Here is a 24,133-nt window from a genome sequence, read left to right on the forward strand (position 1 = left end):
TCTCGGAGCTCCGTATGCTGACCACCCACCTTCATTAGGCTGAGAGTCCACTGACTCTCCTAGCCAATCGCTTCTCACTCTCGGCCCCGGCATAGTATCCTCAGGCACATGTCTAGTAAGAGCGTGCTATATAGACCACTGACTTTGCCGGCCGACCGCAGACCAGACAGACTCCGTCCCAGGACTCGTCAGCATCAATACGGGTCCCTCGAATCTCTCCGCCAGTCTTGTCCTTGACCTCATCTCCACAAGGCTTTCCGTCCATCTCGGTCGTGCAGAACGGGGACCGCGCAATCTTCCCCCGCTCTAGAGCATCCTGAACTGCACTGAGTGTGTCTGCGTCGACGACTAGGCCCTCGAATCTGCTCTCAGCTGCTCTGCGGAGTGAGTGGTCAATCTCCTCGCCGAGAGCCTTGACTCGCTTTACAAGGACATCAAGGAGGACTGACTCACGCTTCATCAGGTCACGACGGAACAGAGCGACCTTCCGCTCATTCATCTCGCGCGGACCAATCTCTGCTCTGATTGGGACACCTTTCATCTCCCACCAGTTGTACTTCCACCCGGGCGTGGCATCACGGTCATCAAGATAGACGCGGACACCTCCGGCACGGAGCTTCTTCTCCACCGCACGGCAGTACTTCAGGACCTCCTCTCGGTTGTTGCTCTTGAATATCGGTACGATGACAACCTGATATGGTGACAGCTTGTACGGCAGTCTCAGACCTTTGTCGTCGCCGTGTATAGAGATCATCGCGCCGTATATTCTGGAGATTGCGGGACCATAGCAGGTCTGGTATGCAAAGAGAGGCTGGTTGGTATCATCGAGGTACTTGATGTCGAATGCACGGGCGAAGTTGTCGCCCAGATTGTGTGTGGAAGGCAGCTGTATCACTTTGCCATCGGGCATGAGGGTGTCAGCGGCAAAGGTATCAACTCCACCGGGAAACTTGTCCCACTGGGTCCTTCGAAAGACCATGACTGGAAGACCATAGTACTCTGTCACCACCTCTTTTGTGGTTTCAAGGTCTTCCCTCACCTGTGCTTGGGCCTCTTCATAAGTCGCAAAGACGTTGTGTGACTCAATCCAGAGGAATTCCCGGCCTCTCAGGAAGGGACGTGTGCTCTTCACCTCGGACCTGAAGACCGAACAGCGCTGATACCTCTTGAGGGGCAGGTCACGCCAGCTTCGAATCCATAGTGAGTACATCGGATATATCGCGGTCTCGCTGGTTGGTCTCAAGGCGAGGCGCTCCTCAAGCTTCTCACCTGTGCCAATCTCGCTTATCCAGAACACTTGAGGAGTGAACCCCTCGACATGCTCCGCTTCCTTCGTCAGGTTGCTCTCAGGAATCACAGTGGGAAAGATCATAGGCTGATGACCCTTCCTTTGGAGTACTGACTCGAGGAGGTCAAACATTATCTCCATGGTCATGACACTCCAAGGCATGAATGGTGTGAAGCCCTTCACACCATAACGGATGTCCGCAAGTTCGGCTACCCTGCATATCTCAGAATACCAGTTCGGAAAGTCCTCTTCCTTGCTGATCTGAAAGATCACTTCCTCCTTCTCATCCGGCCTCTCTTCACGCCCGCTCATGACATCTTCCTCTGGATTGATAGAATCATCGGGAACTGGCTAGGACAGAAGAACAACAGTCTACTGATACGGAACGCAATCACCTAGCATAGCATTCACCTAGTTTCTCGTCTTGCTGTGGTCACCTATATGAACTCTACTCTTTGCTCAGCGCTTTGTGGTGACTTCACCTATGACTCGTACTCGCTCGTCCAGTTGATGTTTCTTGATAAAGTCCACCACGGCATCAGGTACGAGAGATTCCCACTCGCCGTTCCATCGCATCAGGTCACGGACGTGAGTGCCACTGTAGTTGGTGCGCTGAAGGAGCCTTGTGTCGTCTACTGGGATGCCGGCATCAACGAACAACTGGCGAACCAGTGGGTTATGGGTATATGCCTTGTCGAAGTATGGCACAAAAGAACGAAGATGTGAAACCCACAGGGGATGTATGTTGACGTCGGACAGGGGGACTATGTCGATGCGGTCAAGAGGAAGACCCTCTGCCATAATAGCGGCCTTGAGCATCATTAGGCGCTCGCCACCTGTGAAGGGATTGTCAGGGGTATGGGAGTATTGCGCGCTGCCGATGACTATCACCAATTCCTCGCCCTTCTCAACAATCTGCTTCAGTGTATGAACGTGACCCTTGTGAACAGGCTGGAAGCGGCCAATGAAGACGGACCTCATGCAGACCACATCTGGATGAATCCGACTCCCAGATAAGAGTTAGGTAACCGAGGTCACACGTACTTGAGAAGCACTTAATTGGTTGACTTGCCAAAAGGTAAGGGGATGATAGAGATTGATGGTTCTTTTGGTGAAGGCGGCGGACAGATTCTCCGTACGGCAGTTGGGCTCTCTGCCCTCACTATGAAACCTATCAGAATCACCCGTATACGAGCTGGCCGACCGCAACCGGGGTTGAAGAAGCAGCATCTGGCAGGAGTCGAACTTGTCGGACATCTTGTCAACGCAGACATACATGGACTCGAAGTAGGAAGCCAAGAGATAACATTCATACCTCGAGAGAGAAGGGGCGGCAGGTTGTCCTATGATGTTGGTAGTGCAGGGTCGATCTCGCTGGTCTTGCAGGCAGTCCTTCCACCAGCAGTCGTCTCACAGGAACGCGTGCAACTTGATCTCAGGGGTGGGACTGATGTTGCATGGAGCCCTCCGGTGGACTACATGAGAAACGTGTTCTCGTTTGTGATTGCCAAGATGGGGCCTACAATCGAGATTGAGCAGATGCAGAGAGGACATTATCCCAAGGGAGGTGGACGAGTGAGGTGCTCGGTCAGTCCGGTCGAAACACTTGCCACTCTTGATGCAGTGGACTTCGGCACCGTGAAGCAAGTCCATGGTGTGTCCCACTGTGTGCGTCTCCCATCACATATTGCCAAGCGGCAGTCTGCTTCCTGCGAGAGTCTCCTGAAGGAGAAAGGCCTGCGGGAGGTTCAGATTCGCGAGGAAACATATCCGGTGGACCGTGATCCCCACTTGGGCCCCGGAAGTGGCATTGTATTGTGGGCAGATTCAGATAGCGGAAACAGGATAGGCGCGGACAGCCTTGGAGCCAGAGAGAAGAGTGCAGAGGAAGTGGGAAAGGAGGCGGCTATGCGTCTGCTGAATGCACTGTCAACGGGAAGAGCTGTGGATCCGTTTCTCGCGGACATGTTGGTCCCCTATCTTGGAATGGCCCAGGGCAGAAGCTGCATTGGAGTCTGCGAGGTCACATCGCATCTGCTGACGAATGTCTGGGCTGCAGAACGTATAATCGGCGCGAGCATACGCCTGGAGGGTGCCTTAGGAGAGCAGGGGGTCCTGACAGTGGAGGGCTCAGCGCTGAGAACGCATTGAGGACCGGTCTCAGTCCGGACTAGAAGTGGGAGTAGACTCTTCCAAGTCCACTTCACTGAGCGCTTCTTGCATCAGTTCTGCGACACCAGTCCCACTGGACGCGACAATCTCGAAAGCGCCAGGCAACTTGGCTCTTGCAACGGCCAAGTGGTCACTGGGCGTGATATCCACTTTGTTGAGGACGATCACGGTTGGCGTCAGGGGAAAGCTCCGTTTCACTTCAGAATACAGGTTCATCTGTTCTTCAAATGTCCAACCGCAGGTCTCAGATGCGTCAAGCATAAACAGAATCACATTAGCGAGATACTTTACTGCGGCAATCGCCTTCTTCTCAATCTCGTTGCGTTGAGACATGGGTCGATCCAAGATGCCAGGTGTGTCTACAATCTGAATCGTCTGGTTGCCAACTGTAAGATGCCCCACAATCACTTCCTTGGTGGTGAAAGGGTAGTAGGCAATCTCGGGCTCGGCGGTGGACACTGCACGCACAAGCGTGGACTTCCCAACATTGGGAAACCCTGCACACACAATGGTGGGTATCGTGGTGTTCACTCCTGGGAGGCGGACTAGCACCCTTCTGGCTTCTATCATCAGGTCAAGGTTGCCAGCCGTAGCACGTACTATCGAGGATATTCTTCCCTTTGCGGCACGCCTTGCTCGTTTCATCTCACGAATATCAGTCGCAGTCTTCAGCTGTGCAATGTGACGGTCAGCTATGTTCTCTATTGGCCTGGTCGAGTTATAGACGGCGCCTAGGGCTTGTTTCAGCTTGTCAACACCTACAATCAAATCAGTGAGTTCGTAGTAGAAGGGATGAAGCTTCTCAAGAGTGGGAAACCCCTCAACGGCGTCACGCAGTCTCGACTTGACCTGCTTTGCAAACTCCTGTACTCGCGCAATCTCTCTGATGCGAGTCCTCTCTAGCCGTGGCAGTCTCAGAGAACTCTTCATGCTCAGCTTGTAGGACCGATTCTGGGCAAGTTCAAGAATCTCTTGAGCCGAGTGGATTGTTTGCAGGCGCGAATACGGGTTGAGATAGGACAATCAGAGCATCTCCAGAGTGACCGTGTCTGAGCGGTCGTCTTACGGTTCTAGGTAAAGCCTTTAAAACAAATGCAACTGACCAAGTACGTCCACTCAAGATAGAGGTTTGAGTATGTCACTACCTACCGGTGCAACAGTTGTTGGCATCAAGTGTGCAGACGGGGCGGTCGTCGCTACCGACTCGCTAATCACATGGGGCACACTAGTGCTCAGCGAGAAAGGAGTCAAAGCATTCAAGTTGTCAGACAACATCGTCCTTGCATCAGCAGGGCTTACATCAGACTATCAGAAGTTAGTGGACATGCTACAGGCACGTATCAGGCTCTATGAGCTGGATGAGAGAAGACCAATTAGCCTGAAGGCGCTATCCAAAATGGTGGCCAACACGCTATACTCTAGGAAACTCAATCCGCTGTACGTGCAGACCGTGATTGTGGGAGTGGACCAGGATGGAGCAGGTCTCTACACGCTCGACATGGGCGGATCGCTCATACCTGACGAATTCACGGCTGCGGGCAGTGGAACGGAGGTGGCCTATGGTGTGCTGGAGAGGCAATACAAAAAGGGTCTGACCGTGAAGGAAGGTCAGGAGATTGCCGTCAGCGCTGTGAAGGCGGCCATTGCGAGAGACATCCAGTCAGGTGGTGCAATTCGCCTGATGACTGTGACCAGCGATGGCGTTACCGAGCAGGTAGTCAGCTAGTAGTGCGTGCAGTTCAAAGTGGGCGCCATATCACTCATTTTCCGGTACACCCAGCACTCGAGATACAGCATCGCTGCATTGTTGGGCGCAATTGAAGTGGACCCAAGACTAAGCGACTTGGAGATTCATGTCCCCCGCAATCTCTCCTCTGAAATGATTCGCGGTCTGCAAGAGCGAACACAAGTCATTGTGGCCTACTCAGCCATGAGCACCCAGTTTCAGAGTATAGCGCAGGAATGCTCGCGGTTGAGAAGGGAGTTTGGCAGGGACATCACGATAGTCGGAGGAGGTCCCCATGCGACGGCTCGACCTAAAGAGATGCTCGGTGCCGGTTTCGACTATGTGGTGGTTGGCGAGGGAGAAAGAACATTTCCACAGCTCCTATGCCATATGCAGGACGACAAGGATCCACAAAGCATCCCAGGAGTTGTAGGACGTGCCTCACAGACCTATCCAAGACCCTCAGACCTTTCAAGAGTTCAACTCGATGACTACCCACCCTTTGCTCTTGATATGAACATAGTTGGCCCAATCGAAGTGACCAGAGGATGCCCATTCCACTGCAAGTTCTGTGCGACACCGTTCATCTCAGGAGGAGTTGTAAGACACCGTTCAGTGGAGATGGTTGCACATTGGCTTGCAGAGGCTGTGAAGAGGAGGGGCTTCAGACGAGCATGGCTCCTGTCGCCCAACGCACTATGCTATGGTGGTCATGGACGGCAGACCGAAACAGACAGACTGGAGAGGCTCCTAAGCAGTGTGACCGGAGTCGAAGGACTGGAAGAGGTGTTCTTCGGAGCATTCCCATCGGAGGTGCGACCAGAGTTCGTGACTCGAAGGGCGTTGGAGATCATGCGGCACTATGTAGCCAACAAGACCATCCAGATAGGCCTTCAGTCAGGGAGTGACAGAGTACTTGAAGATGCTAACCGACACCATACAGTTGAAGACGGCATCGAGGCAGCAAGAATCGCTTTTGACTGCGGCTTCATCCCTCATGTCGACTTCATCTTTGGACTGCCAGGGGAGAGATTCGAAGACCAACAGAAGAGCCTTGAGGTCTGTCAATCACTGATTGAGATTGGAGCACAGATTCACAGCCATGTGTTCATGCCGTTGCCCGGTAGTGAATACGAGCGTTTTCCGCCCGGAAAGATTAGCAGTGAAACCAGAGCAGTGCTGGGGGATCTCTCGCGACGGGGAATGTTGACTGGGGCATGGGATAACCAAGAGCGGCTGGCACAGGAACTGCACGGGCACGGCGATGGTGAGTATTGACCTTAGGCCTCAATAACAAACGCTGATAAGTCCGGGGACTGTCTGGAGTGCGAACACCCTTGACAATGCCAAGTGAACTAGAACTACGTCTCAGACGGCAGGGGTACCACATTCTCGGTGGTCACGGAGCATTCAAGGCTTGCCAGTGGCAAAGGAAAAGCCTTCTTGAAGGAAGGTCATGTTACAAGGAGCGGTTCTATGGCATTGCATCACACAGATGCCTGCAGATGACCCCCGTTGTCGACAAATGTACTCAACAATGTCGCTTCTGCTGGCGTGTGACACCCTCCGACATTGGAGTGGAGTGGGACCAACTGACGACCAATCGTGGCTCGATACTGGAACCCGATGACCTAATCGACGCAGTTTTTGAGGCGAATCTCCGGTCGCTTGGAGGGTACAATCCTGCGGTGGCTCCAAGTGTCAAACCAGAGAAATGGCGGGAGGCGAGAGAACCGAAGCACATAGCGGTTTCACTGGCAGGAGAGCCCACACTCTATCCGTATCTCAGTGACTTGATTGATGCAATTAGGCAGAGGGGAATGACGTCGTTTGTAGTGACCAATGGCACAATGCCTGAGGTGATTGCAGACATGACTCCGCCGACTCAACTGTACTTGACACTGGCTGCTCCTGATGAAGAGACCTACAGGAACCTCTGCAGACCAATAGTGAAGGGGGCGTGGGAGAGAGTCAAGGAGAGTCAGAGAATGCTTGGCTCGCTCAACTGCAGGACTGTGAACAGACTCACGATGGTCGCCTCATGGAACATGGGTGACGTCGAGTCGTACTCGAAGCTCATTCGTATGGGCGAACCTAACTTTGTTGAAGCGAAGGGATACATGTTTCTCGGGTTCTCCCGTTCCCGGATGAGTCGGGCGAACTCTCCATCTCATGACATCATACGCGAGTTCTCAGAAAGACTCTCTGACAGCTGTGGATACTATCTCATTGATGAACAAGTCGAGAGCCGGGTGGTGCTGTTGTCCCGGAGCAAAGAGATAAAGAAACTAGAACACACATGAGTCTGGGAATAGAAGTGACCCTTTCAGACATTCTTGCTTCCGTAAGGAAGGAAATCGAGGCTGATGACAGCGTAAGAGAGAGAGTACTCCCGCTCGGACGGGATGTCGTCAGGATGTGCAGTCAAGCAATTAAGGCGATGCACAGACGACAGTTTGACGAGGCTTCAGAGCAGGTTTCACAAGCTGCTGAGGTGCTTCGGAAAGCGACACAAGAGACTACTACGAGCTCGTTCATCTCAAGGAGTAGATTGCTGGACACAGCATACCAAGAACTTACAGAGGCAACGAGCCTATTGTCGCTCCTCATCGGGAGTGGATTTGTGCATCCAGACACCTATGGGATACCTAGTAGACCCTATCTGACAGGACTAGCTGACACAATAGGCGAACTCAGGAGAGCGGCGCTTGACCACATAAGAGAGGGAGAGACAGAGAGAGCGTCCACGCTGCTGACAATCATGGAGGAAATACTGGACGAGCTTCAGGCCTTTGACTATCCAGAGGCACTGATACCAGACCTAAGACGCAAGTGTGACGTCGCAAGGAGCCTGATTGAAAGAACGCGAGGCGAGCTGACCTCTGCGGTCCAGCAGGAAAAGCTAATCTGTGAAATCAGGGCCTTTGAGAAACGTCTTCAGGCCTAGCCCAGGGGGACCATTATGCTGACTCCCGAGGTGTTGTTCACGCTCTATGCGCTAGCTAAGAGAGGAGCGGTACATAAGAGATGCAATCTGACGACGACCGAACTGGGAACGCTTCTTGGAGTCAGCCAACAGACTGCCTCCCGGAGAATCTCGGCATGTGTCAGCGAGGGCCTCCTCGAGAGAGCACACACAGCAAGGGGAGTGAGCGTGCAACTGACAGAGAAGGGGCAGAAGGAGCTGCTCGAAGTACTTACAACACTCGAAATTGCATTCACCGCACCAAGCGATGAGATAGTCATAGAGGGCACTGTTGTGACTGGCTTGGGTGAGGGAGCGTACTATGTCGAGGTATATGCCGAAAGGTTCAGGGAGAAACTAGGCTTCGCTCCATTCCCGGGAACTCTGAATGTGAAGGTGAGGAACGACGAGTCCCTGAAGGCCGTGACGATGATGAAGCACACACCACCACTGGTTGTGAGGGGCTTCATGCACGATGGCCGAACCTTTGGGGATGTGATCTGCTACAGAGTCCGAATCAATGGCAGTACCGACGGAGCAGTGGTGATTGCTCAGAGAACACACCACAGTCCGGAGATTCTCGAGGTCATATCTCCAGTCAATCTACGGAAGTCCCTAGGCTTGAACGAACACAGCGAGGTCACACTCTCGGTTATACCACTTCACATGGCAGTATGATACTGTGATTCTCAGCCGTATTCGCCAGTGAGCGGAACAAAGGCAACTCCACCCCAGTTCTTACGGGTAACTCTGGAGTCAAGATCCTTCTCAACAAAGAGTAGCTCTTGGTAGAAACCACGGGGGCCCACGGGAATCAGTAGGATACCCCCGGGACGGAGCTGCTGGATTAGGGGACGGGGTATGTCAGGTGCAGCAGCAGCGACCAGTATGCGGTCGAAGGGAGCCTTTTCCTCAAGCCCTTTTCCGCCATCGCCATGAATGACGGTCACTCTTTCTTTGTAACCGCATCGGGACAGGTTGGCGGTCGCAAAGTCCACTAGAGGTTTCACTATCTCGACTGTATAGACGTGACCTGGTTTCGAAGCGCCCTCGGGAGATACAATCTCGGCGCACAGAGCTGCATGATACCCTGAGCCAGTCCCCACCTCCAGCACAGTAAGCCCCACCTTAAGTCCGAGACCCTCGCACATGATTGCGCACATATGAGGAGCAGATATCGTTTGACCATGGAACAGCGGCAAGGGGGTGTCACGATATGCTTCATCCCTCATCTCAGGAAGGACAAACTCCTCTCGTGGAACCCGTCTCATGTCACGTTCGACGTCTTCACTTCGAAGATATCCACTTGCCTTAAGTCGTTGAATGAGATGTTCTTTTTCCTTGGCAAGGGAACTCGCGGACATGGAGAACTAGTGGCTATTGCGACTTCCTCAATAAAAGCTTGACAGGTGCCAGCGGTTGATTCAACGGATATCTTTCACAGCTCACGGTCACGAGAATGTCATCGGAAACCATCAGACCACGCTTGAGATAACCAAAGAAACCCACCTCTCTAGAAAGGGGACGTGTATCATCGCAGTCGGTGCGGACCTTGCACTATCCGAAATGAGCAGTGAGATAAGGGGCCTTGCTATATCCCCGGCGACAAGAATCGTCCTTAGAATGTCAGCAGGAGGCCATACGGAAACAGTGAGAGGGAGAGGGAGTGGAGGGTTGACATACATGGACTCCATCAGCATGGTAGTACGGAAGAGCTCGTACGAGTGTGGCCGCACTCTGATGGTGCTGGCAGACAAAGCAGCCTCAGACCTCAACCGCGCGTTTGTCAGAGCGCTTAGCGACTCGTCGATGGAACTGGAGTGCGAGATCACCTACATCACCGGATGACGATGTCAGCAACAACCTGATACTCGTAGGGAGCGCTCTCACGTACTTTGCGGACCGAAGAGATCTCGACTACATCCCGTCCCGTGTCGGAGACAAGTGACAGTACTCTGTCCTCCAATGTTGTTTCAAGTTCGTGTTCAGGCAGGAAATCGTAATAGTGCGCAACACCATTCTTCTGTAGAGCGCTGCAGGCCACACCCATGAACCGAGCTGCCTGAGAGGGGTGGTTCATTATGACTCTGCTCACACTTCTACTGCAGATTCTGGTCGAAACGAACTCGCGAACGTCCCCGACAAAGGGCTGAATCTTCCCGACTAGCTTGTTCATACCAATGCTGCGAACAAGAAGGGCTATTGCATCGGGGTTGATGTCGACGGCGTAGACTGTTGCACTTGTTCTCTTGGCGATGTGAAGAGCGAACGGACCCACTCCCGTGAACATGTCAAGCACTGTTTCATCATCTTGCACAAGCCCTGCAACACGATTGTGTTCCTCAAGGAGCCGCGGACTGAAGTACGCCTTTGCAAGGTCAACAGCAATCCTGCAACCGTACTCGGTGTGTATCGTGTCGGTCTTGTCCAACCCGGACAGGCACTCATATTGGCGGACTCTCGTGGTTCCCGAAACAGCGCCTCTCTTCACAAGCACGGTAGACAGGTGCCTGTGGAGCTTGTGGAATGCTTGACCAATCGCCCTCTCATGAGTTGCCAACGTAGCAGGTATGTCAAGCACTGCTATATCTCCGACCAAATCGTAGGCGCGCGGAAGAAGCTTCAACTCATCAGGCGTCAGCCTGTCACAGAGGAGTTCCTCAAGACTGTGATGAAGCGATGTCACGGGAAGGAACTCGCCTTCGCCAATCTCCAATTCGTCTACGTCCACAATTGAGGATAGTAGAGGCAGGCTCAGTGACTGACTGAGAGGTAGCGCAAGACGCTCCCCATCAGACCGTATCTGGTATGTGGTGTCGAGAAGTCCTCTGTCGAGGAGCATACGTCGAACCTGTTCCCCCATTCTTAGGGGTACGCGAACACATGGGCGCCTCGATGACATCGCACATCTCGAGTAGACCATATCCCCTATGACACTTGCGCCATTCTACAGAAGACGCATGTACTCAGACCCAGCACCGTTCATGGAGCCAATCATGACCTGAGTGAAGGGTTCGCGAATCCCGTCTTGCGGAACCACGGACTGCAACATTCCCTTGACTTGGACCACATCCCCAGACCGTAGGAGACCTCTGAATGCACCCTCGTATATGATCAGCCGGCTTACACCATTGCGAGGGTCAGTCGAGTCAGTTGTACATGGGTATATGGATGGAGTGAATAGGCCGAACCGGTCGTCGATTATCTTGACGACCGTAGTGACTGGTTCATGTCCTAACGTCGTGTATCTTTCAGCACCGTGAAGTATAGGCGCCTCATCCGGTAAAAGAACCGGTGTGATGCCAACGCAGTGGCCGTTCAGATGGATGCCGGTCCTCCTTTCAAGCAGTCTGTGTATGTCCGTATTGGTGAGCTCAGGAGACCTGTTGAGCATTCGAGCGGCCGTGGCCGCCCAGTCTTCATCACGACGTAGTGTGATAGAGTCGGAAGCCTTCTCTAGTGTCTGGTAGCCTTTCTGGAGTGCCCAAGACGCTTCAAGACCGTAGACGTTCATGTTGAGGTCTGAGAATAATGGGTCATGAGCCTTCCAGAGTACACTCCCAGTCACACCCAGACGAGAGTATGGGAGTCCTAGGTGAGTGTTAAGTTCATGCGACAGACTGGCAGCTCGCTCTTCCAGGATGTCTTTGGGGCCAGAGTCGATTATCTCTTTCAGTCGGTCTTCTGGACTGAAATAGAATGCAATCTCCGACCGGGGCACTTCGGGAAGCCGAGTTCCGAAGTGATGGTCATAGGTGATGTACTGAGGGGGGAGCTCGGTCAAGCCGCTGACAAATGAAGCGACGCCCCCCCAGAACACACGCTGATAACAAGAAGCACCTTTCCGCCACTTGCCTGCAGAGTGAGGGATGTACTTCAAAATAGAGAGAACCCTGTCCGATGGCTGTATGTGCCCAAGAGTCACAAACACACGACCATACTTGTCGTGAAACACGTCTCGATCCCGCAACACAGCTGGCAGTGACTTGATGGCATACTCGGCGGCCGTGAGATTATTCAACAGTCAATTCCTCAGTAGATGCTGCATGCAAGGGCTCGAAGGACCACTCGATTGACAATGAGAATACTGCACCTGTGTGACAGCCTTAATCCTGCCGGTCTTGGAGGATATGAGGCTTATATTCACTATCTGTCTGCAGAGCTAGAGAGGAGAGGTCATAGGTCAACGGTTGTGACTCAAAGCCCCCATCGAGACTCGCCATCTGTCATCAAGAGAGAACACTATGAAGTTCGACAGCTTAGGGGGAATCTGCTCGAGGCTCGTAAGTGGGAGTTCTACAAGCTGCCTAAGGAGGAACGGGCAGCGGCCGTCACGAGCATGTTCGCTCATGGTGACTTGGAGGAGGATGTGGACCTTCTGCGCGAGGAGCTCGAGCAACTCTTGACCGGTCTCCAACCAGCAGTAGTCCACGCACACAGCACATATGTGGTGTTCAATCGAGTGTTGGACCAGATTCGCCGCAGAGGCGGACTGGACAGCACCCCACTCATCGCGACTGTGCATGGGCTTCCAAAGCCATTGATACTCCCCAGTGGACAGGCAACAACGGATTACGAGCAGTTCTCCTCAGTCTGTCCCTTTGATATGATCTTGGGAGTGAGTGATGCAGTCACTAATACAATTCGGACGCTACGGGGACCGTGTGGCAGATCGGGTAGGACAAGGACGCTGTACATCGGGGTGGACACTCGCACATTCCGGCCCCTAGAGTGTAAGAAGGAGTGGCACATGGCATTTATGGGGCGTCTTGAAGAGTCCAAAGGCGTCGACCTCATTCCAGATTTGATCAGCAGGCTCAGAATGAAGGTGCCCGGGTTCAGAGCGGTCATCACGGGGGATGGCTCGTACAGGAACACCTTGTTGTCAATGTTGAAGCGGTCCGGTCTCATTTCTTGTGTGAGCTACCTAGGAGTGGTACCATGGGACGAAGTGAGCCGAGTGGTCAACCAGAGTAGGGTCTTTGTCTATCCCTCCAGGAGTGAGCCATTCGGGCTCTCAATCGTAGAGGCCATGGCCTGCGGAGTCCCAGTGGTTTCCAGTAATATCGACGGACCAAGAGAGATTGTTACGAGCGGGTTCGACGGAGTTCTTGTGCCCCCAGGTAACGCAGGAGACCTCGCAGATGTCATTGAAGTGTTGCTACGTGATGACACACTCAGGCTTCGGATAGGCAAGAATGCAAGGGCGACCGTGGAGAAGAGATTCAGCCTGTCAGAACACGCCAGCTCGCTCTTGGGAGTCTATCACAATGCAATCGGAAGTATGTCACAGCGCGACAACTGAGGAAGAATGATTTGCATGCCACAAGAAAAAAGAGGGGTGTGGGAGGAGTCCCACAGAGAAACTACAGCTTCTTCTTGCAGAAGAACCAGTCCGCGCAGTCATAGCCTTCGCTGAAACGCTTGTCAGCATCGGCGGATGTCTTTGGAGGTGGCACAATCACCGCATCCCCAGGTTGCCAGTTCGCAGGGGTAGCCACTGAATACTTGTCAGAGGTCTGGAAAGCGTCAATCATACGCAGGATCTCATGCATGTTTCTGCCATTGCTCAGTGGATAGTAGATTAGGCCTCGCAGCTTGAAGTGAGGGTCGATGAAGAACACGGCACGGACTGCAGCAGTGCTACTCTGTGCAGGATGAATCATGCCATACTTCCTCGCCACATTCATTGACAGGTCTTCGATTATGGGAAACGGAATCTCCTTCCCGAGCTTCTCCTTAATGGTCCGTACCCATGCGATATGGGAGTAGATGCTGTCGATACTGAGTCCAATCAACTTCACGTTTCGCTTCTGAAGTTCAGGGAAGATGTCTGCAAATGCCATGAACTCTGTGGTGCAGACGGGTGTGAAGTCCGCAGGATGACTGAACAGTATGACCCAGCTGTTCTTGGCCCACTCAGAGAACTTGACTGGACCATGGGTTGTGTTTGCTTCGAAGTCTGGAGCGGTTTCTCCAATGAGCAGCATTCTTGGTTGGTATTCTTGAGGTTCCATCTCGGTTTCACCTACCGCACGACGGAGAACGTTCTCCATTCCAATGGGCTCGCAATCAGTCCTGAGAACGCCCCGTCTTAATTATAGTGCATATACGGTTCTACTTAAGATTACTTATTAATGACAAATCATTCTCAATTGGCACGGCGTCAATGAACCAAGAGGCAACCAACGATGATGGACTTGGAGGAAGTGACCAAACGGATTCGCTGGAGTAGACATCGAGCCACTCCTCAGCGTCTGGCAGTGTATGAGGCCCTCTGCAACGCAGGCTCTCATCCAACTGTAACTGAGATATACGAGTGCGCTAGGAGGCGGGATCCCACAATCAGTCTGGCCACTGTCTACAAGACGCTGCAGCTCTTTCTTGACATTGGAATTGTACGAGAGATGGGCTATCGGAATGGGTCAACCAGATACGACCCAGAGATGGCGGTTCATCTGAATCTGGTGTGTATAAAGTGTGGTTGTGTGGACGACTATGAGGTCGACCTGGCAGACACTCTCTCAGATGTTAGTGCTAGGACTGGTTTTCTAATCAGAGAGCACCGCTTCGAGATACATGGAGTATGCTCAAAGTGTAAGCTGCACACACAGACCTATCCCAGCCGGTCATGTTCTAATGCGGTTGGGCGCGGCTCTGTCGTAGATTAATTGCCAGAGTCTGGCTGCAACAGGAGTGAGTAGGAATACTGATGGCAGGCCTAGAGTTAGCATTGGGAGCAGTACGAAACCGAGAAGGACCAAGGGAGAGTATACTATCACAAGGAAACCGACAGCGACAGTGAGCATTGTCATTAAGAGATAGCCGACAACTGCGGTCAGAGATAGCATTGCCAGCGAGCGACCGTTCTTCAAGTCATATGATCGAGCACCGACAATCAATCCCATTACTCCCGCAGCGAGTGCAGGAAGTGTCATTGCCAAGACCGTGCCATGGAAAAGGCCGTTCAGGACGTGGCCGAGATAGCCCGTCACAAAACCAGCAAGAGGACCTCTGATGGCAGCCACCAAAGCAATGATGACAACTGCAGGACTGAAACCGAGCACGAACAGCGAAACCACTAGGTGAGGTAGTGGCAGTGTCAACAGCCACGCATACAAGACCGCACCAAGTGCTCCCGTGGTCAAGGTAAGTAAGATGGCACTCCGGCTATCAAGGCGGGCCATTCTGAATACGGACCTCGCATGTGTTGTGCTGGTAGGAATTGAAATGGGCGTATTGTCTGACAATATTCCACCTCCTCATCGAATGACTAGATTGTAGGTGCCCGGCTGAAGCGTGAGTGTGTGACCGCCGCCAACGGCCGACAACTCCGCGATTGCCGCCCCACCCGAGTATGCTCTGGGAGTGTGAGCGAAGTTATCAAATCTCAATGTGGCAGGTCGGTCTACTTGTATGTTGAGGATGAACGCACTCTTCTGTGAATCCCACACTGCCTGATAGATCCAGATGTTCTCATCGTCCGCTTGGCTGATATATGGGTAACTCCAGAACTCCGTTGGTCGAGCATCTGCGAGCATCCGTACAGTCACAGGTGTGGTGGCCCACAGTGAACCGAACGCGAGAGGAACCTGGAGGAATGGAAGTGCCGCAGAGGTATCGAAGTGCATACTCCGACCATCTTGGGACCAAATCTTGTTGTATGGGCTGTAAACGAAGTTGTAGAGGCGCTGAAGTGTATGAAAGTCGCCTTGCTGCTTGGCAAGAGCCATTGTGAACAATGTGCCGAGCATATCGAAGGTGCCAAAGCCCCTCTGATTGTTGTATGTGTCAAGCATGTACATCTGGTCGTTGGAGATCTCTTTCCCGAAGTGTTCAAGGAAGACGGGATAATCGTGTCTTGTTTCATTCTCTTGAATGTACTCAAGGAAGGTCAGTGCCCATCCATTGCAATAGGAGGATACTTTCGGGCGACCATCCCGTATGTATCTGTCCTGTGACAGACCGGGAAAGGGCTGGGCAGGTCCCTCAGTGGGTTGAACATAGCCCATAGGCTTCATCGTGTAGTATCCGTCGGTGAACAAGCCGTACTGATCTTGCATGACGTTATTGATGAAATAGAGGCCATAGTCCCACATACCGTCTTCAAAGTAGTGGGTGCCGTACAGGTTGTCGTAGAGTACCGTGCAGTACATGGGAATGCTATTGCATTGGACAAAGACAATGTATGGCTCGCACGGAATTAGACCCGTGTTCCATATCCCGTCGGCATCCGCATGACCATATCCGTCAGTCGTGAGAGAATTGTTCCAGTCTGCAACGAACCATGACAGCTCGTCTGTCATTAACCCCGTGTTGAAATTACGTTCATACAGCGCCATCATCAGAGCATAATGACCCGTCCACATGATGTTGGCTGGTCCCCTGAAACCGCCCATGTATAGTCCACTTGAGTTGGAGGGGTCGGGCCAGTAGTACTCTACGAAGTTGTATGATGGATGCATCCACTCGGTATACTCAATGGAGTTGTTTCCATACTCTGCAACAGTCGTGTTCATCCGCTTGATCAGAGAATAGGCGAAGTTATGATACGCGCTAGTGCGATAGCCCGGAGTTGACTCGAAGAAACTGGCTGTTGCATATGCCATGAAGGCAAGTACATAATGGAGTAGTCCGTGAAACTCCTCTGGTGCGTTCCATCCGTTCCAGGAACCGTAGCCCTGCCCCGTGACGAGACTGTCTATGTAGTTGAAGAGCCCTATCTGTTCATGACTAAGGTATGGATAGTCCGCAAAGTTGTATACAACTCCGTCAATCACCTGTACACTCAACGTTGTCATCGGACCGGGGAGGTTGTTGAACGTCATTCCCGCCAAGACTATGGAGATCGTGAGCGTTGCGATGAAGTACTTGTTCCTTGAAGCTGAGGTCATGGCTGCACCAGCTGGAGTGTTCGTCGGGAGAATCCTAGAGAGAAGAGCCGAACCAAGATAAAAGCCTTTTATAATGCCGTCACACACATCGGCAATTGACGGACAGGAAGCTGGCATTTATCAGTTGAAGAATCGAACAATAACAGTCGGTGTGAGTGTTGCATTTGTGGCACTTCTGGCCACTGCAATTCTAGCGACTGTCTTCGAGGACGATGCGGGTCCGAACATCTACGAGGTGGACATAGTGCCAGCGATACCAAAAGCAGGAGACAGTGTCAGCTTTGTGATTTACTGCATAGACCCCTCCGGTGTTTCGGGTGCAGTGCTGCACATCGCAACGAACGGCGGAGAGTGGGTCGAACAAGAGATGAGATTCTATGCGTGTCTCTGCATAGCCGGTGGTAGGTGGGTTGGTTCATTCGGGCCCGTTTCCATTGGAGACGGCATCAGCCTCTACGCGACTGCGTATGACGGGTCACCGACGAGGAATTCAGCAAACACACAGACATTCACAATAAACATCAATGCATAGGAGAGAAATGCAATATTGAAGTTCGTAGGAATAGTCTACTTGGTTATACTAGCGCTTGGACTCTTGGTGGCATTGGCGCCTTGGACCTTCGCCCCGGTCTGCATGACAGAAATGAGGTGTTGGACAACCCGAAACGTCGAAACTGTCTTGGGAGCGGCTGTCGCGGTTCTGGCAATAGCGGGGCTATACAAGAGCCTTGAGTCGTCCACCTAGGCGGTGCCTGCAGCTTGAACTCTGCCCAGCGCAATGCCATGCAGATCGTGGTTGTCATTCTAGTCTGCTCTAGTATTCTCGCATACACATTCACTCTTGAAACACATGTCTATTGTGACTGGACTGGACTTGAGATTCAGGAACGACTTGGTCATGAGGTGACCTTCATGTTCCATAACGGGACTCGAACGCACTACTGTTGCGTGAATGTGTCGTTGCTAGCATTCTATTGGTTAGTGTCACATGAGACAATCAACCAACTGGACAGAATAACGGTCCACTGCCCCATGTGCGGGATGCTCATGGACTGGGACGATTCGATGATAGTATGGGTCTATTCCACCCATTACCTAAACCCAACAACACTTGCACCCACCATCGTGCCCTTGTGCAGAAACGTTGAGGGGCAGGAACTGTGTGAGGGACACTTCATGAATCGTTACGGGGGTGTGATTACGGAGTGCCCATACGTGTGGCCTAACTAGGTGGTACTCGATGAGAAGACTGCACATAGTATCGTTTCTTGCTGTCATGGTTACACTCAGCTCTGTGCTCGTGCTTCTTGAATCACAAGGGTCCGGCACCGTGGGAGTGTGGCCCCTTGTGGAGCTTGGACCTGCAATAGTACAGGATTCGTACACCGTACGTGTACCGATGTTGGAGTCACCATTCGGGATGATTGGAGATGTACCAGGAGGCTATTCACTATACCTAGGGAACCCCTTGCAGGGCAGACCGATGGTATTTCCAGGCAGCATTCCACATGCTCAAGGCGACATGCACATCATCGGGCCTCCGCATCAGGAGGGACCAGTAGCCCTCGCAGTCGCGATGGTGCTCGTGCCACTGCTGACCTTGGTGCTCCTCGGGAGGAGGTCATATGGCGCTCAACAGACACGTCAACCTAGCTAACTATGCCCTTGGCAACGTCCTGAAGTACAGGGCACGTTCAATGGCGATAGTGGCCCTGCTGATGGCCTCATCGGGTCTGCTCTGCTCGGTCGAAATCGTCAGAGAGGGTGTCATGACAGATGTCAAGGCATCACTGGACAACGGACCTGATGTGATTGTCCAGAAACTAGTCGCTGGAAGACAGGTCCCGCTACCGGATGAGTGGGTGGCGGAGATTGCAGACGTCCCGGGGGTACGGGTCAGCACGCCCCGTGTCTGGGGGTACGTGGATGTGGGTGGCGGGATGCTCATGACCATCGTCGGTGTCAATGTCACAGAATACAGCAGCCTAGTTGGCGTAATCGGGACAGAAATCGTGGGTGATGGCCGCTTCCTGAATGACAACGCGACCAGAGAACTTGTGATTGGTCAGGGGATAGCGGACCTGATGCGCAATGCAGCAAGTCCTGTTCAGATTGGGGTCGGTTCGAGAATAGCACTGATCGCATATGACGGAGGACTGCTGGAGTTCACCGTCGTGGGGGTATTCGAGAGCAGCTCAACTATCTACAGCTATGACATGATTCTGACAGACATCAGCAGTGCTCGGGAGCTGTTCGGGATGGACAATATGAGCTGTACTGATGTCGCAGTTTGGGTGGACTATGGTACGAATGTCAACAGTATAGCGCTTGCCATCGAGGGTCTTCAAGCAGAGGCGCGCGTGCTGACGAGGGATGCAATCAGGTCTACGAGCATGGCCACATACGGTACAAGGGCAGGCATCGTAGCCATCGTGTGGGCGGTCTTCCTAGTGTCCGTGGTGATGCTTATGTTCTCAACCTCAAGCGCAGGGGCTGATGAGGCACGCAGAGAGGTGGGTCTGCTCAAGGCGCTGGGATTCAGCACGGTGGATGTGCTCGAGATCAGGATGGTGGAGGCATTGGTCTTGGGCCTGCTCGGAGGCAGTCTTGGAATCTCAGCAGCGATACTGTTCGACTATGTACTGGGTGCTCCACTGCTCGCTGGGTATCTCTTGGGGTGGAGCACATATCTCCTGAACTCTGGCCTGCCTCTGGCCATCTCTGCTGAAACGTGCATCGAGGTCTACGCAACGACATTAGTACCAGTGCTTGTGGCTACGGTGGTACCTGCATGGCGGAATGCAATCACGGACCCGGATCAAGTCTTGAGAGGAGTGTAGCAAGGTGGCGCTAGTCGAAGTCCAGGACGTTTGGAAGACGTACTACAGACGTAACGGACAACAAGTACACGCACTGCGCGGGGTCACCTTGAAGATAGAAGAGGGACACCTGACCGGAATCGCAGGCTCCAGCGGCTCCGGCAAGACGACACTACTCTCACTGATAGGACTCCTTTCGAAACCAAGCAGCGGAAGCATATCAATTGACGGGATTGACGTGTCAGGTATGTCCGACATCTTTAGGAGCCGGATGAGGAGAGAGAAGATCGGTCAGGTCTTTCAGTCACAGTATCTCGTTCCCCACCTTACAGCTGTAGAGAATGTCGCATTACCCAAGATGTGCACGGACATCTCCCGCTCAGCTGCCGAGAGGCAAGCTGTGGACATCCTAGAACACCTCGATATGGGTCACAGGCTGCACTTCAGAGTTGCTGAACTCAGCGGCGGCGAACTGCAGAGGGTTAGCATTGCAAGAGCGCTAATCAACTCCCCAAAGGTAGTTCTTGCAGACGAACCAAGTAGCGCCATCGACGAGTCTCTCACTCTCAGTCTATTGCGCTTGCTCAAGGGTATGTGTAAAGACGAAGGACTGACGGTTGTTGTTGCCTCGCATGATCCAATCGTGCTCAAGTGGGCAGACAGAATCCACAGGCTTGACAGCGGTAAGCTGCTGGAGAATGGCACTAAATGACTAGCAGGAGATGGGACAGCATAGAAACCAGACTGAATGTGATGGACAGAGAGGCAGTCTTACGCAGGACGGAGCCCATGTCTGCCAGTAGCTCATTCGGGAGGTGATTCCTGCTCCACACGAACTCGACAAGGAGTCGCCATACGGTGGCTGCCACGCCTAGCCAGATTAGTGCTGAGAACAGGGCAGTGTCAGGGTACTCTTGGAAGAGACAGAAGGGGCAATGATGATTCGGGAGCCCCAGTACAAGCGGCGCATAACTGTCATGCAGTGTAATGAGATAGAGCAACCCAGCTGCTGCCGCTAGCATCCCTGTGAGGACACGCATGACTCGAACCTGCCAGGGAACCCACTGCACTGCGGCAAGCATTATGAGTATGAGAAGGGTCATGATCATGATGAGGGGGCCCGAGCCGGCACCTAGCAGGGACGACGGAGTGAATGGCGGACTCACATCGTACAGACTTGAGCAACAGGGGGCGTAGACTGGTTGAATCACCAGCACCGTCAGAACATCGCTTGCGCCATCAGCAAGAAGCAGAGGGAGCAGGACCACAGCGAAGGACCTTGCCAGAGCGGGCAGGATTGGCAGGCCGGGGTGTTTTCGGTTGGCAAGCTCTACAACAATCCAAGCACCGTAGGCAAATGGTAGGAGGACCTTAAACCCAAGAGCGAATACTGTGTAGGGACTGCCGACATTCAGTACACCGTAGGCGCACATGGCCCCCGGACAGAAGGGTACCAGCGACTGAACCATCCAGAAGAAGAGAGGCACCCCGAGAATCCGAGCAAGAAGGACAATGAATGCAATCATCGAGAGGAGGTAGTACTTCTCCTCAGCCCTGCTTCTCGACTCTGTGTCGCCCTGTGACTGCTCCAGTATCTCTGAGGCTACCAGTCCGCCATAGATAGCGAGTGCTATGGATAGCAGTCCGACTACCAGCAGTATCACTGTACCGACTGTAACAATCATCTGTGCGGCCCCTGTGCAGCAGTCTTACGGAGTATTGCTCTAAAGGCTTGCCGACTGCTAGCCCGTTACAGAATCTCTTAAATGAACCGTGAATGCCGCAAGGACATGAGATTTGGGCCACTAGTATGGGCCATAGACAAAATGAGGGATTATATCTATAGAAGAGTAAACGCGCGGCGGGCAGGTTTCGTGCTGCAAGCTGTTGTGCTTGTGATACTGATGACCATCGCACCGTTGGTGACAATCGCCATGTCCATGGATTTGAAACAGCCCGCAACCATTGTCGACCTTGCTGTGGCCGGGGTGACGGAGAACTCTATCACTCTCAGATGGACAGCACCAGGGAACAACGTGTACGATGGCAACGCGACAAGCTATGTTGAGAAGTACTCGACCACTGGAAACATAACCGGGGCTGAGTGGGACTCTGCGACAACATACACACAGTCGTGGACTCCTGCCAAGAACGGTACCGCAGAGGCAAGAGAGAGCACAGGTCTGGCCACGGATCAGACTTACTGGTTTGCTGTGATTGCCTACGACGGAATTAACTACGGTCAGGTGTCGAACAGCCCCAGCGGCAAGACGAACAGCCCGGCCGCAATCACAACCACAACACCGGAACCAAGCGGAAATCCCGCAGAGCATATCCTGCTGGCAATCATAGCAGGTGCAGTCGTCGCAGTCAGTGCGGTCTACTTTGTCAGAAGAAGACAGTAGATTGCGGTGGACACACCACTCGTTGAGGGCCGCATCGGCTGCGGCCCCTCTGGCTCTTTCCTTCAGATATCTGAGGGGGCGGACCTCCAGACCATTGTGTCCAGACAGAAGACGGGAGGGACAACTCTCTTGGAACACCTGAAGAAGGCGAGAACAAGATACTCACTGATCTCATCCCTTACATTCAGCTGCTCAAGTAGCTCCCTTAAGAGCGCAAGCGGACTATGTGCTTCGTAAAGAGTGCAGTGTAGTAGTAGGCACAAGTCATGTGAGTGAAGAGGATGCTGTGAGCAGGCTCCATGACATGGGAGAACATAATGGCGGGCCAGGGGGGACTTCTAGGCCAACAGCTAGGAACTAGCTGATGTGAACCCCCGACCAACAAGTCTCTCTTCCCCACAGCACAGGACTGTGGAGCGTAAGAGCCTGTCGCTATCGGCGGCGTGAGCCGTCGCTCTTGCCAATACCTGGCTTAGCCACTGGCCCGCATTTCAGTTTGTGTTCCGCTTCCAGTTATAGAGATTTCGGAGCGCACGGGTCTGTTGCACAAGTCAGACGTTGAATTCCCATGGTTGAAATTGAAGCAGGGAGTGGCTCTAGTGTCCATGCTCGGTGCAAATCAAGCAATGCTGGTTCCTCTTCCGACTCCGGACTTGATTTCTGCAACAGAGCTGGAATGCGCGACACCGCCATAAGCTGAGTTGTTCATCTGATGGCGCACCTCCACAAATGCCACCAGAGATTCCGCCGGGCGTGGATAATGCCTGGATTGGATCGTCTGCCATCAGAGGGGCTTCGGCCAGATACTACGTTGACAGTCGGCTGAGTCGTGAGATTACGTCTTCAGCCTCAGCCATCACTCTGTCCAGCAGTTCCCTGACTGTGGGAATGTCTCTCACCAATCCCACGCCCTGTCCACAGGCGACCACTCCAAGGTCAATGTCGCCGTTCCTGTACATCTCCTCGGCCTTGTCACCAGCAGCCACTTGAATGAGCTTGAAGAGTGGGGCACCTTGTGACTCCAGTTCCAATAGACGCTGTGCTGCGCCGTTCTTCCACACCCTGTGAGTATTGCCGACAGAACGCAGGACCAAGCATGTGTCAGTTTCTGCTGCTTTGACGAACGCTTGCTTGAGTTGATTGTGGATGGGGCACTCCTTCGTCGCCATCATCCTAGTGCCCATGATTACTCCTTCAGCACCCAATGCTAGGACTGCGGCCACACCACGTCCATCGGCCACTCCACCTCCGGCTATCACAGGTACGTCCACCGCGTCGACTACAGATGGCGTCATGACCAGCGTACCAATGTCCAGAGTACCAGTCGCACCACCGTTCTCATATCCGACGACTGTGATTATGTCAGCACCAAGAGATGCCCCCTTCAGCGCATACCTCACACCAGCACACTTGTGAATCCAGATAGCACCGCTGTTCTTGAACTTGGGGACCAGTTCCTCAGGGGCCTTGTGCCCACTCGTCTCAATGACCTTCACGCCCTCAGCTATGGTAGCATCGACGTAGTCCTCCAGCTTATCTTGAGGCATGAGTGCTGGAAACAGATTGATGTTGACTGCGAATGGTTGGCTAGTGAGAGACCGCGTCCGCTGGATTGCATCACGCAGGTCATCCGGTGACCTGTAGTTCGCGCTGGCCAATACTGCGCAAGCACCAGCATTACTGGCTGCTGCGACGAACTCGGGATTAGATATTCTCGCCATGGTCCCAGCAACAATCGGATACTTGCAGCCCAACATCTCAGTTACTCTGGTCTTGATCATTTAGGTCACCACAAGGTGCGCGTACTCATCGCGTTTTCTCAAACAGACCACATTGCATAATGAGCGGTTGAGACCACGCTATT

Annotated in this window: 27 protein-coding genes and 1 tRNA gene; 16 read left to right on the forward strand and 12 right to left on the reverse strand. The window is 53.0% G+C overall.

What is annotated here, in order from left to right:
* Window positions 1-112 precede the first annotated feature (112 nt).
* Entirely contained in the window at window positions 113-1,600 is a 1,488-nt protein-coding gene (locus HXY34_08120; GenBank protein ID NWF96095.1) for a proline--tRNA ligase, read from the reverse strand.
* Between the two features lie 147 nt (window positions 1,601-1,747).
* Window positions 1,748-2,269, reverse strand: coding sequence for a nicotinamide-nucleotide adenylyltransferase (locus HXY34_08125; GenBank protein ID NWF96096.1), 522 nt, complete (start codon window positions 2,267-2,269; stop codon window positions 1,748-1,750).
* 105 nt (window positions 2,270-2,374) lie between these two features.
* On the opposite strand from HXY34_08125, the gene HXY34_08130 reads away from it, so the two are divergent.
* On the forward strand, window positions 2,375-3,439 hold the full coding sequence (locus HXY34_08130; protein ID NWF96097.1) for an RNA 3'-terminal phosphate cyclase: 1,065 nt from the start codon (window positions 2,375-2,377) through the stop codon (window positions 3,437-3,439).
* A 9-nt stretch (window positions 3,440-3,448) separates the two neighbouring features.
* Here the strand turns inward: HXY34_08130 and HXY34_08135 are convergent, their stop codons facing one another.
* Window positions 3,449-4,483 (reverse strand): 50S ribosome-binding GTPase, encoded by a 1,035-nt coding sequence (locus tag HXY34_08135; GenBank protein NWF96098.1) that lies wholly within the window; start codon window positions 4,481-4,483, stop codon window positions 3,449-3,451.
* A 112-nt stretch (window positions 4,484-4,595) separates the two neighbouring features.
* Here HXY34_08135 and HXY34_08140 point away from each other — a divergent pair, with 112 nt between their 5' ends.
* Genes HXY34_08140 through HXY34_08160 form a run of 5 tightly spaced genes read left to right on the forward strand, consistent with a single transcriptional unit; the run spans window position 4,596 to window position 8,829 of the window.
* The gene (locus HXY34_08140; GenBank protein ID NWF96099.1) at window positions 4,596-5,186 is read left to right on the forward strand and encodes a proteasome subunit beta; all 591 of its coding nucleotides are present in this window, start codon (window positions 4,596-4,598) and stop codon (window positions 5,184-5,186) included.
* Window positions 5,187-5,192: 6 nt separating this feature from the next.
* Complete coding sequence (locus HXY34_08145) at window positions 5,193-6,464, forward strand: TIGR04013 family B12-binding domain/radical SAM domain-containing protein (protein NWF96100.1); 1,272 nt, start codon at window positions 5,193-5,195, stop codon at window positions 6,462-6,464.
* A 59-nt stretch (window positions 6,465-6,523) separates the two neighbouring features.
* Window positions 6,524-7,489 (forward strand): 4-demethylwyosine synthase TYW1, encoded by a 966-nt coding sequence (locus tag HXY34_08150; protein ID NWF96101.1) that lies wholly within the window; start codon window positions 6,524-6,526, stop codon window positions 7,487-7,489.
* A complete protein-coding gene (locus HXY34_08155; GenBank protein ID NWF96102.1) occupies window positions 7,486-8,133 on the forward strand; it encodes a haloacid dehalogenase in 648 nt (215 codons plus the stop codon). Before HXY34_08150 ends, HXY34_08155 begins: the two co-directional genes overlap by 4 nt.
* A 15-nt stretch (window positions 8,134-8,148) precedes the next feature.
* Window positions 8,149-8,829 (forward strand): CTP-dependent riboflavin kinase, encoded by a 681-nt coding sequence (locus HXY34_08160; protein ID NWF96103.1) that lies wholly within the window; start codon window positions 8,149-8,151, stop codon window positions 8,827-8,829.
* Between the two features lie 11 nt (window positions 8,830-8,840).
* Here HXY34_08160 and HXY34_08165 read toward each other — a convergent pair whose 3' ends face one another.
* Window positions 8,841-9,515, reverse strand: coding sequence for a protein-L-isoaspartate(D-aspartate) O-methyltransferase (locus tag HXY34_08165; protein ID NWF96104.1), 675 nt, complete (start codon window positions 9,513-9,515; stop codon window positions 8,841-8,843).
* Between the two features lie 58 nt (window positions 9,516-9,573).
* Here HXY34_08165 and HXY34_08170 point away from each other — a divergent pair, with 58 nt between their 5' ends.
* The gene (locus HXY34_08170) at window positions 9,574-9,999 is read left to right on the forward strand and encodes a DUF371 domain-containing protein (GenBank protein ID NWF96105.1); all 426 of its coding nucleotides are present in this window, start codon (window positions 9,574-9,576) and stop codon (window positions 9,997-9,999) included.
* Here HXY34_08170 and HXY34_08175 read toward each other — a convergent pair.
* Both HXY34_08175 and HXY34_08180 read right to left on the reverse strand, forming a co-directional pair.
* The gene (locus HXY34_08175; GenBank protein ID NWF96106.1) at window positions 9,989-11,053 is read right to left on the reverse strand and encodes a class I SAM-dependent methyltransferase family protein; all 1,065 of its coding nucleotides are present in this window, start codon (window positions 11,051-11,053) and stop codon (window positions 9,989-9,991) included. The genes HXY34_08170 and HXY34_08175 overlap by 11 nt on opposite strands.
* Before the next feature lie 45 nt (window positions 11,054-11,098).
* The gene (locus HXY34_08180; GenBank protein ID NWF96107.1) at window positions 11,099-12,172 is read right to left on the reverse strand and encodes a hypothetical protein; all 1,074 of its coding nucleotides are present in this window, start codon (window positions 12,170-12,172) and stop codon (window positions 11,099-11,101) included.
* Window positions 12,173-12,223: 51 nt separating this feature from the next.
* Here HXY34_08180 and HXY34_08185 point away from each other — a divergent pair, with 51 nt between their 5' ends.
* Window positions 12,224-13,456, forward strand: a complete 1,233-nt coding sequence (locus HXY34_08185; GenBank protein NWF96108.1) for a glycosyltransferase family 4 protein — start codon at window positions 12,224-12,226, stop codon at window positions 13,454-13,456.
* A 61-nt stretch (window positions 13,457-13,517) separates the two neighbouring features.
* Here the strand turns inward: HXY34_08185 and HXY34_08190 are convergent, their stop codons facing one another.
* Entirely contained in the window at window positions 13,518-14,168 is a 651-nt protein-coding gene (locus tag HXY34_08190) for a peroxiredoxin (protein NWF96109.1), read from the reverse strand.
* 174 nt (window positions 14,169-14,342) lie between these two features.
* Here HXY34_08190 and HXY34_08195 point away from each other — a divergent pair, with 174 nt between their 5' ends.
* The gene (locus HXY34_08195; GenBank protein NWF96110.1) at window positions 14,343-14,822 is read left to right on the forward strand and encodes a transcriptional repressor; all 480 of its coding nucleotides are present in this window, start codon (window positions 14,343-14,345) and stop codon (window positions 14,820-14,822) included.
* Here the strand turns inward: HXY34_08195 and HXY34_08200 are convergent.
* Window positions 14,781-15,401 carry an ECF transporter S component gene (locus HXY34_08200; GenBank protein NWF96111.1) on the reverse strand — a complete coding sequence of 207 codons (621 nt, stop codon included), beginning with the start codon at window positions 15,399-15,401 and terminating at the stop codon, window positions 14,781-14,783. The two genes, HXY34_08195 and HXY34_08200, sit on opposite strands and share 42 nt — an antisense overlap.
* Before the next feature lie 12 nt (window positions 15,402-15,413).
* The gene (locus HXY34_08205; protein ID NWF96112.1) at window positions 15,414-17,045 is read right to left on the reverse strand and encodes a hypothetical protein; all 1,632 of its coding nucleotides are present in this window, start codon (window positions 17,043-17,045) and stop codon (window positions 15,414-15,416) included.
* 124 nt (window positions 17,046-17,169) lie between these two features.
* Here HXY34_08205 and HXY34_08210 point away from each other — a divergent pair, with 124 nt between their 5' ends.
* The 6 genes from HXY34_08210 to HXY34_08235 are packed head-to-tail and all read left to right on the forward strand — an operon-like array spanning window position 17,170 to window position 20,576.
* Complete coding sequence (locus HXY34_08210) at window positions 17,170-17,577, forward strand: hypothetical protein (protein NWF96113.1); 408 nt, start codon at window positions 17,170-17,172, stop codon at window positions 17,575-17,577.
* 15 nt (window positions 17,578-17,592) lie between these two features.
* A complete protein-coding gene (locus HXY34_08215; GenBank protein NWF96114.1) occupies window positions 17,593-17,790 on the forward strand; it encodes a DUF4418 family protein in 198 nt (65 codons plus the stop codon).
* Between the two features lie 14 nt (window positions 17,791-17,804).
* Window positions 17,805-18,275, forward strand: coding sequence for a hypothetical protein (locus tag HXY34_08220; GenBank protein ID NWF96115.1), 471 nt, complete (start codon window positions 17,805-17,807; stop codon window positions 18,273-18,275).
* A 10-nt stretch (window positions 18,276-18,285) separates the two neighbouring features.
* Window positions 18,286-18,702: a hypothetical protein gene (locus tag HXY34_08225; GenBank protein NWF96116.1), complete on the forward strand. Its 417-nt coding sequence runs from the start codon at window positions 18,286-18,288 to the stop codon at window positions 18,700-18,702.
* Window positions 18,671-19,885: an FtsX-like permease family protein gene (locus tag HXY34_08230; GenBank protein ID NWF96117.1), complete on the forward strand. Its 1,215-nt coding sequence runs from the start codon at window positions 18,671-18,673 to the stop codon at window positions 19,883-19,885. The genes HXY34_08225 and HXY34_08230 overlap by 32 nt, the downstream gene beginning before the upstream one ends.
* Before the next feature lie 4 nt (window positions 19,886-19,889).
* The gene (locus HXY34_08235) at window positions 19,890-20,576 is read left to right on the forward strand and encodes an ABC transporter ATP-binding protein (protein ID NWF96118.1); all 687 of its coding nucleotides are present in this window, start codon (window positions 19,890-19,892) and stop codon (window positions 20,574-20,576) included.
* Here HXY34_08235 and HXY34_08240 read toward each other — a convergent pair.
* Window positions 20,569-21,549 carry a hypothetical protein gene (locus HXY34_08240; protein NWF96119.1) on the reverse strand — a complete coding sequence of 327 codons (981 nt, stop codon included), beginning with the start codon at window positions 21,547-21,549 and terminating at the stop codon, window positions 20,569-20,571. The two genes, HXY34_08235 and HXY34_08240, sit on opposite strands and share 8 nt — an antisense overlap.
* 189 nt (window positions 21,550-21,738) lie before the next feature.
* On the opposite strand from HXY34_08240, the gene HXY34_08245 reads away from it, so the two are divergent.
* The gene (locus tag HXY34_08245; protein NWF96120.1) at window positions 21,739-22,269 is read left to right on the forward strand and encodes a fibronectin type III domain-containing protein; all 531 of its coding nucleotides are present in this window, start codon (window positions 21,739-21,741) and stop codon (window positions 22,267-22,269) included.
* Between the two features lie 318 nt (window positions 22,270-22,587).
* On the opposite strand, the gene HXY34_08250 is transcribed toward HXY34_08245, so the two are convergent.
* Window positions 22,588-22,755 (reverse strand) — tRNA-Lys (locus HXY34_08250).
* 320 nt (window positions 22,756-23,075) lie between these two features.
* Entirely contained in the window at window positions 23,076-24,050 is a 975-nt protein-coding gene (locus HXY34_08255) for a nitronate monooxygenase (protein ID NWF96121.1), read from the reverse strand.
* Between the last annotated feature and the right edge of the window lie 83 nt (window positions 24,051-24,133).

This window comes from Candidatus Thorarchaeota archaeon, from assembly GCA_013388835.1.
Classification (GTDB): Archaea; Asgardarchaeota; Thorarchaeia; order Thorarchaeales; family Thorarchaeaceae; genus JACAEL01.

Coding starts and splice junctions, on each gene's coding strand:
- HXY34_08255 (NWF96121.1), bottom strand. CDS start 24,050: ATGATCAAGACCAGAGTAACTGAGATGTTGGGCTGCAAGTATCCGATT.
- HXY34_08120 (NWF96095.1), bottom strand. CDS start 1,600: ATGAGCGGGCGTGAAGAGAGGCCGGATGAGAAGGAGGAAGTGATCTTT.
- HXY34_08155 (NWF96102.1), top strand. CDS start 7,486: ATGAGTCTGGGAATAGAAGTGACCCTTTCAGACATTCTTGCTTCCGTA.
- HXY34_08175 (NWF96106.1), bottom strand. CDS start 11,053: ATGTCATCGAGGCGCCCATGTGTTCGCGTACCCCTAAGAATGGGGGAA.
- HXY34_08195 (NWF96110.1), top strand. CDS start 14,343: ATGATGGACTTGGAGGAAGTGACCAAACGGATTCGCTGGAGTAGACAT.
- HXY34_08165 (NWF96104.1), bottom strand. CDS start 9,515: ATGTCCGCGAGTTCCCTTGCCAAGGAAAAAGAACATCTCATTCAACGA.
- HXY34_08160 (NWF96103.1), top strand. CDS start 8,149: ATGCTGACTCCCGAGGTGTTGTTCACGCTCTATGCGCTAGCTAAGAGA.
- HXY34_08205 (NWF96112.1), bottom strand. CDS start 17,045: ATGACCTCAGCTTCAAGGAACAAGTACTTCATCGCAACGCTCACGATC.
- HXY34_08225 (NWF96116.1), top strand. CDS start 18,286: ATGAGAAGACTGCACATAGTATCGTTTCTTGCTGTCATGGTTACACTC.
- HXY34_08140 (NWF96099.1), top strand. CDS start 4,596: ATGTCACTACCTACCGGTGCAACAGTTGTTGGCATCAAGTGTGCAGAC.
- HXY34_08230 (NWF96117.1), top strand. CDS start 18,671: ATGGCGCTCAACAGACACGTCAACCTAGCTAACTATGCCCTTGGCAAC.
- HXY34_08130 (NWF96097.1), top strand. CDS start 2,375: ATGATAGAGATTGATGGTTCTTTTGGTGAAGGCGGCGGACAGATTCTC.
- HXY34_08190 (NWF96109.1), bottom strand. CDS start 14,168: ATGGAACCTCAAGAATACCAACCAAGAATGCTGCTCATTGGAGAAACC.
- HXY34_08125 (NWF96096.1), bottom strand. CDS start 2,269: ATGAGGTCCGTCTTCATTGGCCGCTTCCAGCCTGTTCACAAGGGTCAC.
- HXY34_08240 (NWF96119.1), bottom strand. CDS start 21,549: ATGATTGTTACAGTCGGTACAGTGATACTGCTGGTAGTCGGACTGCTA.